General features: G+C 58.8%; 12 protein-coding genes. 1 reads left to right on the top strand and 11 read right to left on the bottom strand.

Features of this window, described 5'->3' with window-relative positions; all coding sequences use genetic code 11:
* Position 1: 1 nt before the first annotated feature.
* The 10 genes from ACRQDJ_RS06425 to ACRQDJ_RS06380 form a co-directional block, all read right to left on the bottom strand.
* A complete protein-coding gene (locus ACRQDJ_RS06425) occupies positions 2-1,732 on the bottom strand; it encodes an ATP-binding protein (RefSeq protein WP_284905836.1) in 1,731 nt (576 codons plus the stop codon).
* A 30-nt stretch (positions 1,733-1,762) separates the two neighbouring features.
* Complete coding sequence (locus tag ACRQDJ_RS06420) at positions 1,763-2,803, bottom strand: DNA cytosine methyltransferase (RefSeq protein ID WP_284905838.1); 1,041 nt, start codon at positions 2,801-2,803, stop codon at positions 1,763-1,765.
* 99 nt (positions 2,804-2,902) lie between these two features.
* Entirely contained in the window at positions 2,903-3,682 is a 780-nt protein-coding gene (locus ACRQDJ_RS06415) for a hypothetical protein (RefSeq protein WP_284905839.1), read from the bottom strand.
* A gap of 43 nt (positions 3,683-3,725) precedes the next feature.
* Positions 3,726-5,525, bottom strand: coding sequence for a type IV secretory system conjugative DNA transfer family protein (locus ACRQDJ_RS06410; RefSeq protein ID WP_435706438.1), 1,800 nt, complete (start codon positions 5,523-5,525; stop codon positions 3,726-3,728).
* The gene (locus ACRQDJ_RS06405; RefSeq protein ID WP_435717891.1) at positions 5,482-6,948 is read right to left on the bottom strand and encodes a putative type IV secretion/conjugal transfer ATPase; all 1,467 of its coding nucleotides are present in this window, start codon (positions 6,946-6,948) and stop codon (positions 5,482-5,484) included. The genes ACRQDJ_RS06410 and ACRQDJ_RS06405 overlap by 44 nt, the downstream gene beginning before the upstream one ends.
* A complete protein-coding gene (locus tag ACRQDJ_RS06400) occupies positions 6,945-8,438 on the bottom strand; it encodes an SCO6880 family protein (RefSeq protein WP_284905844.1) in 1,494 nt (497 codons plus the stop codon). Before ACRQDJ_RS06400 ends, ACRQDJ_RS06405 begins: the two co-directional genes overlap by 4 nt.
* Positions 8,435-10,009: a hypothetical protein gene (locus tag ACRQDJ_RS06395; RefSeq protein WP_284905846.1), complete on the bottom strand. Its 1,575-nt coding sequence runs from the start codon at positions 10,007-10,009 to the stop codon at positions 8,435-8,437. The genes ACRQDJ_RS06400 and ACRQDJ_RS06395 overlap by 4 nt, the downstream gene beginning before the upstream one ends.
* Positions 9,997-10,728 carry a DUF8175 domain-containg protein gene (locus ACRQDJ_RS06390; RefSeq protein WP_435730769.1) on the bottom strand — a complete coding sequence of 244 codons (732 nt, stop codon included), beginning with the start codon at positions 10,726-10,728 and terminating at the stop codon, positions 9,997-9,999. The genes ACRQDJ_RS06395 and ACRQDJ_RS06390 overlap by 13 nt, the downstream gene beginning before the upstream one ends.
* A 45-nt stretch (positions 10,729-10,773) precedes the next feature.
* A complete protein-coding gene (locus tag ACRQDJ_RS06385) occupies positions 10,774-11,070 on the bottom strand; it encodes a hypothetical protein (protein WP_284905850.1) in 297 nt (98 codons plus the stop codon).
* A 10-nt stretch (positions 11,071-11,080) separates the two neighbouring features.
* Positions 11,081-11,665 carry a DUF6668 family protein gene (locus ACRQDJ_RS06380; RefSeq protein WP_435717890.1) on the bottom strand — a complete coding sequence of 195 codons (585 nt, stop codon included), beginning with the start codon at positions 11,663-11,665 and terminating at the stop codon, positions 11,081-11,083.
* A 103-nt stretch (positions 11,666-11,768) separates the two neighbouring features.
* On the opposite strand from ACRQDJ_RS06380, the gene ACRQDJ_RS06375 reads away from it, so the two are divergent.
* Positions 11,769-12,020, top strand: a complete 252-nt coding sequence (locus ACRQDJ_RS06375) for a hypothetical protein (RefSeq protein ID WP_274733720.1) — start codon at positions 11,769-11,771, stop codon at positions 12,018-12,020.
* On the opposite strand, the gene ACRQDJ_RS06370 is transcribed toward ACRQDJ_RS06375, so the two are convergent.
* Complete coding sequence (locus tag ACRQDJ_RS06370) at positions 11,978-13,261, bottom strand: hypothetical protein (protein WP_435717889.1); 1,284 nt, start codon at positions 13,259-13,261, stop codon at positions 11,978-11,980. The genes ACRQDJ_RS06375 and ACRQDJ_RS06370 overlap by 43 nt on opposite strands.
* Positions 13,262-13,410: the final 149 nt, after the last annotated feature.

The raw sequence follows: 13,410 nt of genomic DNA, 5'->3' as shown, positions 1-13,410 counted from the left end.
GCTACTCCTGAGTGGCGGCTGACTCATCTCCTCCGTCTTTGCGTGAAAGCATTGCAGTTTGACCGTTTTCCTCGTTTAGGTCATATGCGAGATGGGTGTAGTAAACCAGTGCTTTATTGGTGTTTTCGGTGAAATGCCGGGTCGCGTAAGGCGTCAGCTGCGCCGTATGCATGACAATATTACGCAACGGCGATATCTTGCATTGAAAATCGTCCGTAACGCAGGAGTCTTCAAGCGAAGAAGAAGCTTCTTTCAGAAGGTCGGTGAATCCGAGATAGTACAGGTCTTCTTGCGGTGTACGACACGGTTCTACGTAGCCGGCATCTTTTTCGTTTTTCTTTTCCTGGTTGCGGTACTTTTCCACTCGGGTGCGCGATCTTTCACTGAGAGTTATCTGGAGTTTGCGGTGCAGGTCTCGGACTAGATTCTCTAACCGATAAAGGTCGCCATAATGCGCAAGATTCTGGTGCAGCCCCTCGGTCATGCGCGGGTTTTCAAGCTCTTTAACGATCCGGTCCTTGTATTCGGGCGAGCGTTTCGCGAACTCCTTATTCTCTTCCTTGATGTATTTATCGGCCGCACGCTGAGCAGCACTCCGGCGACCTGTCTGCTCGGGGTCGCCTTCTTCTTTGAGCTCGAGACGCCACTTATCCCATTGGTCGTACACTTTCCGACGTATGTCTTGTGCCCACTCGTCTAGGAATGCATTCAAGAGCGGCTCATCTTCCTGAACACCCTCACGCGAAGAGGTAAAAGGATCGGAATCCGAGAACTCGCCGTCAAGTGCGTCAAGGTGGATTTGTCCGTACAAGTATTGTTCCGGGACTCGTGCGGATGGTCGCCGCGATAGGATATCGCGTTCACGTAACCTACCGTTGACGAATAGATCTACTCCGATACGCTTACCGGTACCGAAAACATTGAGACTTTCAGGCTTTCTCACGCTAGCGATAAAACCACGTACATTCGCAACACTGGAGAACTCCAGGGTGTCATTACGGGAAGCCTGAATGCTGCTCACGAACGGGTCCTCAAAATCCTTCCCGATCCTCCATAAAAACTGCGTTGCGTCGCTGAGTTCGCGCGCATCGCCCGGCCCGATAGGCTTGCCCTTGAAAAATATCGTGAAGCTCGGATCTAGCAGTGAGAAGCGAAAATCTAAAGCCAGAGCCTTACGCAGAAAAATGTCGGTAGAGTTTTTCGCTTTATTGCCCTCGAATTTTAAAAGCGTTCCGTGCTTAAGGTAGTCGAAGTCGTCTCGGACTGAATCTGTAATACTCGGAAGATTCAGCTCGTACTGTGTTTTATCTTCCACGATAGCATTATCAACTACCTGGTTATCAATCACGCACCCAGAAACCGGCCCGCCTGCCGGTTTCGAGGACACCGTGACTTTATCGGCGCACGAAAGCAACGCCAATTTTCCGATACCTTTGGCTCCAATAAACGGGCGTTTCTTACCCGAAAGACGTCCGCGTTCCTTGCGCTTGGAATAACCAATCTTCAAGAACTTATTCTGGATGTCATCCGATGTCATCCCAATACCATCATCCTTGATGGTCATCACATCATTTTTCCGGTCAAACGTGATCCATACATTAGTGGCGTCGGCATCCCACGCATTAGAAATCGCCTCGCCCAGGATCGTGATGAAATTCCGGTAAAGACCACGACCTAAATGGTCAAGCGTCGTCAGGGAAAACACGAACTGATATTCAGCTTCTTGGTTCATAGCTCTAATCATGACATACCAGTGAACACGTCACCGGCGTCGTTGAAGATCGCGTGTGAAAAGCTCGCCGACCAACTTCCCAAAAACCGGAGGAACAGCGTTACCGATCATCTTTCCCAATCCCTTGAAAGTGATCTCGCTACCAGGCTCAACGAAACGATAATCGCGCGGGAAACCCTGCAAAATAGCAGCCTCCCGCGGCGTAATCGTACGTTCCTGGAAAGGATGACCAAAACGTCCAGACCCATAATTGAAGAACTGGGTCGTGATGGTTGGGGAAGGCTCGGCCGGGTTCATAACGCCGTAGAAGGATTTAAAACTCTGCCCACTATCCCGTCTCTGGCATGGCGCGCGTAAATCTTCAGGCCAGTCAAGCCATGTACCGCCCGGACGTGAGGCCCGACGGCGAGCAAGATTCAACGGGCTTAACGCGCGCGCTTTATGGAGTGGGTCGCTTTGATCATGTTCACCGGCCTTGAGCTTTGGAAGGCCGGCGAGGGCTTCGCCAACACTCACGGCCGCACCTTCTTGTGATGTTGGTAAAGACAGTGGCCCGTGGGCAGAGGCGGCTAAAACGAGTCGGCGTCGACGTTGGGGTAGCCCGAAATTTTCGCCCTTGAGAACCTTATAGTCCACCGAGTAACCCAACGATTCGAGTTTCGTCACGAAGCTAGCGAATACGGGCTGGCGTTGCAGGCCCGTAACGTTTTCCATTGTCACGTAATCGGGCAGCGTTTCTTCTACAAGGCGCTCAAACTCACCCAACAGCCCCCATTCTTTCTCACGGCTCGTGTCCGCACCGCGTCGCTGGGAAGAAAAAGGCTGGCATGGAGCACACCCTGCCAGGAGACGAACTTTGCTTTTACCCCAGAGTTTTTCCAGGTCTTTCTTGCTTACCTCGGTAACTGATTGGCATACGAATTTCGCGCCGATGTTCTCCTCGAAAGGAAACCGGCATTTCTCGTCCATATCCACTCCGCCGAGCACGCGGATACCGGCCTGGCTCAGGCCGCACGATAGTCCACCTGCCCCGCAAAACAGGTCCACGGCACCAATTCGAGGAATACTCACGATTCACATCCTAATAAAAATAGACACGTCAAGCCCTCACCTACCCGCGAGTAAATAGACCACAGCAACAAACACGCGAAAACTCACGGCTCAGTATTGTTATTGGGCTTTGGCGGCTTGCTCGCTCGCCACGTTTTCTGCCTTCGGCTTCTTCTTGCCAGGCATCGCGACAGCGGCCGCTCGCGCGGCAGGGTTACCCGGGCACGCGGCCTGGACGCTCAATTCTCCGATGATGGCGCCTTCGCCGGTAGCATCGCCGAAAGTAATGCCGGCTGCTGCGGCTTTCTCCCGCATCTGCGCTATCCTCTGTTTCATCGCTTCAATGCCCAAGACCGGGGCTACCGGTTCTACTGCTGCCTCGTGCTCCACACCAGCCCCCGGCATACCAACCCTCGGGGTGGTCGCGGCCGCACGAGTGGTGTCCGCTGGTGTCTTGTCCGACGTCGCTACGTCAGGACGGGAGTCGAGGGCTGCGGTGAGCCTGTCTACCTGCTCCTGGGAGAGTGAGTCGGTGTCGGCGCCGTCGATCATGTCGGGTGTGATTCCGTGGTCTTCCAGGAAAGACGCGACACGTGCATGTGCTTGCGCGGCCAATGGATCAGCCCCTGCATATTTCTTCGATAGGCCATACATGCGAGCAATATCCATCGCGCTAGCTGAGTCCCACCAGCGTTCATTACTTGCTTGGGCGAGGAAAGGACGCGCCACACCAAGCTGCGCAGTGAAAGCCTGCTGGGCGGTGGCTGCGCGCTGCGCCGAGCGCTGCAAATGCGCGGCATACTCCGTCTGTACGCGGGCGACAATCATCGACGCCGCCTTCACTAAGGCCGCAAGGGACTCAACGGTCTCGTCCATGACATCTTCAGTCTGTTCACTCATAATCTCTTACCTCTCTGTGTTGATGAAAAAATGTGGTTGTTGGTTAGTTGGTCCAGGCATCACGCACCCCACCAAGCGCAGCACTGCTACTAGGTGTGGCGTTCGAGCCGTAGCGGGCAATAGACTCCTCCACCAGCTCTTGATTTTCTCCCTCGAACCAGGGGAGGAGCTTTATGAGTGTGGGTCGGGATTTTGAAGCAAACAGCCAGGCACGCCACGCCGGCAACGCCGCTAGCTCGGCTTCACTCGCTATAGGTACTTCGAGCGAGTTTTGGGAGATGGAGGTCGATCGCACACCCTTCGACAGTGATGTGGAGCGTTGGGATGTGCGGTAAGTGCCGATGAGCTTCGATATTTTCGCCAGGATCTCCGTCTCTTTCACACCACCCGCATAAAGCACGTTATTCGCGGCCGACCAGAGCATGTTCATGCCCGCTTCGCCCCACACGCTCACGCCTTGCGACCAGGACTGCAAAATCGTGTGGAGGCAGATGCCTTTCGACCCGAAATGAGAATAAAGCCGCGGAAGCTCGCGCCACGGGCACACGTTCGCGGCTTCATCGAGCACGACCATCATCGGCGTGGCAAGCCGTCCGCCGTGCTGACTCTGCGCGTAGTTTTCAGCCGCCAAACACGTCACGGCCGTCAGCGCCGCGACCAAGGGTGAGATTGCTGCTCCGTCGACGGACATCGAGAACAAGGCTTCGCGGGTTTGCACGAAAGTGGCTGGGTTGAATTCTGCCCCACCCCCGGCCCACCAGGTCCTGGTTTCGGGGTCGCCCACCCATTCCAAGCCACTACGCGCATGTGCCCACATACCACCCTTAGTAACGCTGGGGAGGTCCATTTGTGCCCGGAGTAGCGCGGCGAGTTCGCTCATGCCGTGGTTACGCAGAATGTCGATAGGTGTTTCATCCAGGGTGGATTGCACCCATGCATAGACATCGGCCATGGAGCGGTGCTCGAGTGCGGCCGCGGCTAGCAGGCAGGCGCGGATTTGTTCTCCGCCGCCATCCCAAAAGCCGTCATATGCTTTGGTTGCGGTGCCGGCGCGGGCCGCGTCCCCCAATACTTTCGCTAGGTGGGTGGCGCGCGAGAAGAGGCTCCCGCCATAAGCAGGACTGGTGAGGTAGGTGAGGGGATTCCACCACATCGTGCCGGGCCGGCCGAGGATGTTGCAGGGGTCAAACACCCATGCTTTCTCGCCCAGTTGCTCGCGTGCATAGCGGGTGGCGTCGACGAGGTCGCGTTTATTCGACGTCGCCAATACGGCTCCCGGTGCTTCCAGAAGTAAGGGGATGGCGTAGCCGGCTGTTTTACCACCACGTGGCCCGGAGAGCATGAGCGAGACACTCTCAAAGTCGCCATAGAGTAGTTCGCCGGTGTCTACCGCCCGCCCAAGCTTGTACCCTACAGGGGTATCTCCGCTGATGCCGAGGCGCTGGGCTTTCTCAGCAACCACGCTGCGTTGGAGAGCTTGGCGAGCAGAGCGCCCGCCGGTCAATCTGGCTTTGTTGTCTCCTCGAACCCGCCGCCCCCGCACTTTCAACACGCGCCAGGAAACTAGGCCGGCAATGCTCATGACGATTGCGGAGAAAATCCCGGCTATCACCCACGTCACGCTGCTCAGGTGTAGCTTGCCGGTTGCGAGGTAGATGACGAGAACGAGCGGGTTAAACGGCACCGCTTCGCCGGTGATGAGGCCGGCGAGGAAAAGGGATGCACACAGACACGCGCCGACGCCAATAGCAGCCAACGTGGCGATGAGCGTGCCGGTATTCCCGGTTGTTCCAGGCTTATTATTCATGCCACCTCCACGAAGTATCACTAAGGTCGCGCTCACAGGGCGTGAGGACGCATTCGGCCGGAATACCGGGCTGCCGGCCGACTTTGATGAGGAACCGCCCACGCCCCACCGGCGCAGATAAGCGCCCCGTATCAGGGTCAAGGCTTCCCGGGTCTTGCCAGCTTGTGAGTACGTCTTCCTCCGCGGAATTCAGCCTCACCGCACCGCGCAGCAAACCCATTTCCCGTTCAGGTAGGCCGCCAAGGAGGCACACTCCGGCGCGCTCCACGAACCCGCGTGCCTTGGCCCGGGCTTGCTCGGACGCTAGGGCCTCGAGGTCGCTCATGGTGTGGGTGATCATGGCCTGGCCCACCGCCCATTGGCGGTTGAGGCGTGTGAGGGCGTCGACGGAGTCAACCATGCCCTCCCCGGCCCGCAGCACGCGCCATAACTCATCCATGACCACGAAAAACAGCCGACGGCTGGCGAGGTTGTTATCGGCGAGGGTGTTCGAGGTCGTGATATTCCCGAACCCGTACGACCAGCACGCCAAGAGCACTGCGGCTTGTAGGGCTTCATCCGCACCCGACACCGCGGAGACATCGAAGACGACGGACCGGTCCATCCGCATAGGAGTTGTGGTGGGGGCTGCGAATATTTGCCCAAAACGGCCCCCGAGTAGTGCCATGAGTGATGCCTCGAGAGCTTCCGTGACTTGCAAGTAGCGGTCGATGGAACCGCGATCAAGTGCCGCCAAACGTACGTCGTCGGGTGCCGCCCGAACAATAGCGAGGATGTCGCTAATGATGGGGACGGTGGTGGGGTTGTGGGTATCCCACACGCGCAGCGCCCGGTCAAGGATGGTCCTTTCCCGGTCGGTAATACGTTCCCCGCGCACCAGCTCAACAAGAGACGAAAGCATCGTAAGCTGGCGAGCATGAGCACTATTCAATAGATCGAGGCGGGCTTGGCCAGAGAGTGCTTGTGCTGCCTGGTGGGTGTTTCCGGTGTCTAGCGGATTCAGGCTCACCCCGCCGCGGCCGATAGTAATGCATTGGCCTCCCATAGCCTCCACCAAATCCACGTAATCCGGTTTCAAATCACCAAGAACCATTGTCGAGACACCGAACCCGGCCAGACCCAAACTAATGTGCCGCACTGCCGAAGACTTGCCTAGGCCGGGCAGGCCGAGGACGAACATGCTCGGGTTGGAGATCATGCCCGCCCGAAACCAACTAATCGGGTCGAAACAAACGGGGGAGAGGCTGCCGCCTTTCTCGCACTGCCCGAACGGCACCCCAATAAGCGGGGCTGGCGCGCCACTAGCAAACGGCCACAGGCCACATACCTGCACCGAGGTGCCGCGCCATTGGGGGAGTGCCGGAACATAGGATTGGCGGCCGCCCCCGCGTCCGGTAAACCCACGCGAACCAGGCCCCCGCCCGTTCATAGTGCTCGTGGTATTGCTTTGGCTGGTCATAGTGCCTCCCGAACACTCTCACTAATCACCGAATACCGGCCCGGAATCACCCCGAGCGGTAGAGAGATGGCGAAGGCGGAGTCTTGCCCGCCATAGCATTTCCGGATCCGAATCCGCGCCGACGATGCTAGTGAGCCGACCGCGTCGGCCATGTCTTTCACGTCTCCGGCATCGCGCATGGTGGTTGCGGTAATCACCATCCCGAAATTCTCCAGCCCCGCACCGGCCGCTTCCTCGGCAGCGGAGGCTACCGCGTGAGCAAGTGCGACCTCATCGCGTGCCCGCACATTCGCGGATGACGAGACCCGCACGGAAGCGGCGTTTTTATCTTTCTCCACGATCTCCCCGGCCCGCCCAGCCTCGATAGGTCGATAAAGCAAGGCGACCCGTTTGCGGGCAATACGAGGAGACGGCGCCAGCAGCGAGGCAAGGATGTTTGATTGGACGATGCCGCGTGGTGCGGCGCTCATAACCCACGACACCGACACCGCGTTGTCGTGGATGAGGTTGTCCCAGTTAGCTTGCGTGGCACTCGGGCCAACCTCATTCCACTCCAAGGTAACTGCCTCGCTGCTGGCTAGTGCGTCGTCGAAAATCTCTTGCGCATCCGGGTCATACGCCAAACGCACCACCCGCCCCACACCCGCGGCATCTAAAGGACGCACAAAGCCCGCACCCGTCCCAGTCAATGCCTGAGACAATGACGGTAGACGAGTCGCCAGTTCCTGACCGGCCGCCGCCAAATCGAGTGTTTTCCCGCTACCTTTACCCAAATGGTTTTCGAAGGTGAGGGTCACGTAGGCGCGCAGCGACGCGGACCCGTAGGGGTATAACTGGCTCACTTCGCTGAGCATCTGTTCGGCCAAGTTGGGGATGTTTTCTTGCTTGTTTGCGGTGATTTCACGCTGAAGGCGCGAGCCGGTATCGGGTGCGGATTCCACGACGACGCTCGCACCGATAAGGCCTGGTTCTTCGCCCAGGCGCGCTAAAAACTGCCCCCAGCGCGCCACCCACGTGTCGATCTGGTCTTGAGTGACCAGGGATGCTCCTTCACTTTCGCAGGCGAAGACGACAGCGAAGGTGCCCGTTTTTCCGGTGGTGATGACGGCGAAGTCACGCCCGAAACCATCCACAAAATCAGCCACCCTCGTAGGTGCGAGAATACCCGGGAGCATGAAAGGTCCACCTGTTACCCCGAGTGGGCCGGAGCGGTAGAGATTCTCACCGCGGCTGCGCGAGCGCCAAAATCGCATTCTTTCTCCAATCTTCCCCGCGAGTGACACCCCATGCATGTCTTTGCGGGCAAACAACAAACCAAGCGAGCCGCAGATGCTCCCGAGTACCAACGCGGGGATGATTCCGGCAATAATCTGCACAAGAACCATCAAGATCAGGAGGGCGAAGACGCCGACCGTCAGCGCCCCGGAAAGCCGCCCGATACCCGGGGCTTGGGGCCGCCGCCAGTGGCCATAGGTTCTGGGTGTGCTCATGCGTTTTCCTCGCTCTCACTATCTGCGCCGCTTGCTAGATTCGACGTGAAGGCGCCGGTCTGGCGGGCTTTATCGAAAGCGCCGCGCCCGGGCTGCTTTGTGGGTAGGGCGAAAGGTGAGGCCGGCTTGGATGGGGGTGTGGGGGCCGCGCCACTAGCCTGACTACCCGCCGACACCGAAGGCATGGGTGTCTGTGCCTGCTTCTTCGCCGCCCGCGCACGCCGCGGTGTTTTCTTCGCACTGCCTGTATTAGCGGGTGCGCTGGTAGCGCCACTAGCCGCGCCACTCCTACTCGCCGGGCCGCTCCTGCTTGTCCCGGTGGTTCCGGTGGTTGCTGCGCCGGTCGCACCCACACCACCACTACCACTCGCCGTGCTACTGGCACTTGTTTTTGTGGCGCGGGCAGCCCGGACTTTCGAGACCCCGCCCCGCGCTGCGGCTACCCCGCCGCGCGCAACCTTAATAGCACCCGACGCAACGAGTGCCCCGGCCGCGCCTCCCAGGCCGGCCGCTATCCCACTCATCCCAGCGCCGCTTGACATGGAGGCGGTTGCGGGGACCACAAAACGCATGAGCGCGGGCATAGCAAACCCCGCCAACACCAACACCCCGACGCCCACGAGAATAGTGGTGACGGAGTTCGTCAGCGAAGAGTCGTCTCCGATGGCGGTTTTCATCTGCTCCAGGACACACTTCTGGTACTCCTCGAGTTTCGCTTCGTCGAAGGTCCCGCAGGCTTGCTCCACGCGCGCGGTCATCGTCGGCGGACTACCAGAGGAAATCAGCCTCATACCGATAGAGAGGATGATCGCGAACGCCGGCTTATACAGCAAAAAAGCGATAATCCAGGTTTTTGTTTTCTCAAACCACTGCCGCCCCACGGCCGTGTTGGTGGCCGCTGCCGAAAGAGGCAAAATACCGATCAAGAGCACGAGGAAAGAATCCCGACACAACAGCAAAATCAATGCGAGGAGGGTGCCGAGCAGCATCGCCGCGAGCAAGAAGATCGTCAGGATCGCTAAATTTGTGCCCTCATCAATCATCACATTGATAGCGGCCTGAACGCTCTCCATCGACCCCGAAGAGCTGAGTAGCCAGCTTGAGAAAAGGGAGGATGCCTCCATCAAGAGTTGGATCACTGTCACGCCCGCACCCGAAACAATAACGAGTTGGATGACTGATTGGAGCATGTCGCGTAGGGGTTCGCCGCGTCGATGCCAAGCCATCGACCCCGCACCCACAAGCACCCCCAAGAGCATAAACAAGCCGGTTGCATAGGAAAGCGAGTCGTGGATCCAGGTGATCGCCTCCGTATCCTGCAAGTTCAGGCGCGGATTGGAGGATACGAAGCCTACGAGGAACTCCAGGAGCCACATGGAGGCGCTAGCCATTGCTTCAGCCAGTAGCTCAATGACGGAGCCGACGAGCGTTGAAAACCCTTTGCCGACCCAGGCGAGCGGGTTCAAAATATTCCAACCACACACATCCGTCACGCAGACCGTCGGTGTCGGGCCGCCGGGCACCCACGCAGGTAGAGGCGCGAGGTAATCAGCAAACACTACCGCGTCCATAACGTCCACCCCGTAGACAAGGGCCGATCAACCACCGTGAGTACCGTGGACATGTCCGCCACCGGCCGCGTCCGCCACATCTGTGTTTTCTTGTCGTAGGTGAGGTCGAGGCTGCGCCCAAACACCACGCCAGGCTGTGCGTCCAGCATGAACGCCACCCCAATACTCGCCCGCTCGAGGTCGTAGTCGAAGACCTGGAAACCCACCAGACGCGGGGCAGGGAGCACCCGCCCGGCCAGCTCACCGGCCGCCTCAAGCAACACCTTTTTGTCCGGGCCGTCCGCCAATAACTCGTCGAGGACAGCTTGTGCGTTTGGGCCGCCAACAGACGACAACGACACGTAATTAAGCGCCGCTAAAACTGCGGCTTTTGGGGTATTCGTATAGCCACGAGCCGCAGGGGTCTGCTCGCACGGCCCCGCGCCCGGGAGCGTGGCTAGGCGCACCCCAAGCGGGCCGTCCTGCCACACGGGCGTGAAATTCCGGTCTGGTAGCGACATGTCACTAAAATCCAGACCACACCCAGGCGTCGCCGACGCTGACGCCTGCGGCGAAGGCGGAGCAGTAGATATGGAGGGGACCGGCGTAGGGTCTGTGTGAGTATTCGCGGGTGCGATGAGCGCCCACACCACCGCCACAATGCCCGCAACCACGAGCAGACCGCCGATAGTTAGCCCTACACCCAGCCCCTTACTGCCTGGCTTATTGTCTTTACCCATGCCTGTCCCCTCCAATCCTTGTATCGTCTTTTTGCTGCGGGCTGCTTATAGGGTGATGAAAGCGCCGATAAGCGAGGTAGCCGAACCAATTAATACGAGCGCCGCCAAGACCCAAAGCAAGCCTTTGGCTTCCTCAAGACCTTCCCCATGCCTTGCGTTGATGGCGAGCTTGCCCGCAACAATGAAAATCCCGAGCAAACACAACACGCCTGCACCCCAGGCCACGTATCCCAAAATCTGGGTAATCTTCTCCGTTCCCGGAGGCTGAGTCGGCGTCACCTCAATAAACGGCAAAAGCGCCGCATGAAGGTAGGCTTCCAGGGTTGATAGTTGGGTAAACATGTTTTCTCCTTTAGATATCTAGGGACACCCCACCGACAGCGGGAATGTCATCAATAAAAACTTCTGGTTCTTCGCCCGCGCTTGCCAGGGAGCGCAGGTCTTGGACGGCCTTGTGTGCGGCGAGCTGAGGGTCGTCTCGCCCGAGCCTTAGTGCCTGGCTGTAAGGGAGGCGCCACACGGCCGGAAACACACTCTCGGTGAGCGCACGCGCACGCGCCAGCTCACGCGGCAAGCGCCCGGGCTGATCGGCAACAAGCACCAGCCCCAAGCACTCGACGCCGGCAACGCGCCCACCAAATACCGCGCCCGCGCACTCACGCGCCGCCGCCATACTGGTAGCGGTGGTACGGGCAACCACCACACACCGCGCCGCCTGCGGGGCTGAGACCGGCCACGCACGCCCATAATCAACCAACCCACACAACGCGGCGATAGTCGTCGTGCCCACGCCACCACTCGCACCCACCGCAAACACCGCCGTGCTCGGATCCGTCCATACACACGGCAGGACGCTCCCTTCACCGGGAAGGTCAGGAAGCTGACCCCAGGGCAAGGCAAGACCAGCCCGCGCGGGTTGAGTTTTGTGTTTACGCAAGGCAACCCACCCCCTGGGAAAACTCATTGGTCGTGTGCGTGCAAAGCCCCCTAGTTAGTAGCACCGCAAAACAGAGCAGTGCATCAAGAAAAGGAAGATGCTCATGAGTCAGGAAAAAATGGGATGGCCACGCGAGGTCGAAACCACCATCGAAACGATCTACGCCGTCACCGTCGACCGGCTCCCGCCCTTCGTTCAGGAAGCCACCTGGTATACGAGCCTGGACGAGGCCCGAGCCGCAGCACGCAAAACCGCCGGGGTTGTGTGGACGACCAGCCTGGTCACCACCGTTTCTATCAGCGAATGGGAGATTCACGAAACCACCCCCGATGCGGGAGAATCTAAAGAGAGTTGAGAAGGACACCCTTCCACAATGATCTTCAACCGGAATTCTTCCTTCTCCGTGAACGAGCGGCGCCCACGCGCGAAACCTAGTAAAAAAGAACCTTTCGCGCCTTCCCGACGTGACCCGTTAATAAGCCCCATCCACGCCCCGATAGCATTTTTGCTAATCCCTAAACGCGCCAACTCACGGTCTTCCCGAGCATGAGTCGTCCGAGTGTGAAAACCCCACTGTGCGGAAAGCTCAAGCATCCGCCGCATTCCATGCCAGGCGACACCCTGGTCAACACCGCGTGCCACCAGCTCGCCGACCAAGAACTGCGCGCCCGCACTCCACCCCGCAGCATCCTCAAGCAAAACCCGAGAATCCCCATGCTCGTAATCTGCCCCACCCGAAGCACTCCCACCTGCCTGTTCCTCGAAACCAGTGCCCTCATAGTCCACCGGCTCGGCCGGCATATCGGCTTCCAAGAATTGCCGTACCGCCCGGCTGATCGCATACGCCCACCGAAAACGCGCACCCACCACCTCACGCGTACGCGTACGCATAACCTCCCACACCCGCGAGATGAGATCCCCTACCACTTCATCAAAACCAAGCCACGGGTACTGCCTAACAAGAACCGCCAGCCGAGAGCGCGCCCGTACCCTAATCGCCATCGAAAGGCGCTCCACAACAGCCTCATCACCCCAACCACACCCATCCAAATACTTCAAAACCATGGCCAAGCCGTCATTCGTAAGCGGATCCGCCACCTTGACATGCGCGGGCGTGGTAGGCGCGTGGTCAGTGCCAGCAGTGCCAGCAGTGCCAGCAGTGCCAGCAGTGCCAGCAGTGCCAGCAGTGCCAGCAGTGCCGGCCATGCCAGCGTCGCTGGCGGCCGTGGTGGACAGTGTTGTCGAAATAATCCGCAAACCACGCTCTAACTCACCCGCAGCCGAGACCGGCGCGGTGGCATCGTCTAAATACTCGCGAGGCGCAAGAACACTAAAAGCAGTGCCGGTGGTGGATTCTTGCACCGCAATAAGACCCGCATCAACAAGCTCGGTAAGCGCTGCATTAAAGCCGTTGTCGCTCAGGCCAGCGCGGGCCTGTAAATCCGTAGGCGTCAGGATACATACCCCAGCCGGATCCGCAAACAACGCCACAATGCCGAGGAGGGCGAGAGCATTTGCGGTGGTGCGTCCGCCTTGCTCAAGTGCCCACACGCCAAGCCGCTCACCCACCAGCGCCACCTCCTCACACGGATACACAGGGTTAATAAAAAGGAAAGAAAAAGATAAAGAAAAGAAAGGGAAAGAATAGTGTGGTCACCCCACCGAGGACGGGGGAGGGTGTGCCCGCACCCACAACAGAGTGCGGGCACACCACTACCACTTACCTACTGATGTAGGTGGATTTT

It is taken from the genome of Actinotignum urematis (genome assembly GCF_051264595.1).
In the GTDB taxonomy this organism is placed as follows: domain Bacteria; phylum Actinomycetota; class Actinomycetes; order Actinomycetales; family Actinomycetaceae; genus Actinotignum; species Actinotignum timonense_A.
The sequence above is the reverse complement of the archived record's forward strand: the minus strand, read 5'-3'. Positions and strand labels throughout refer to the sequence as shown.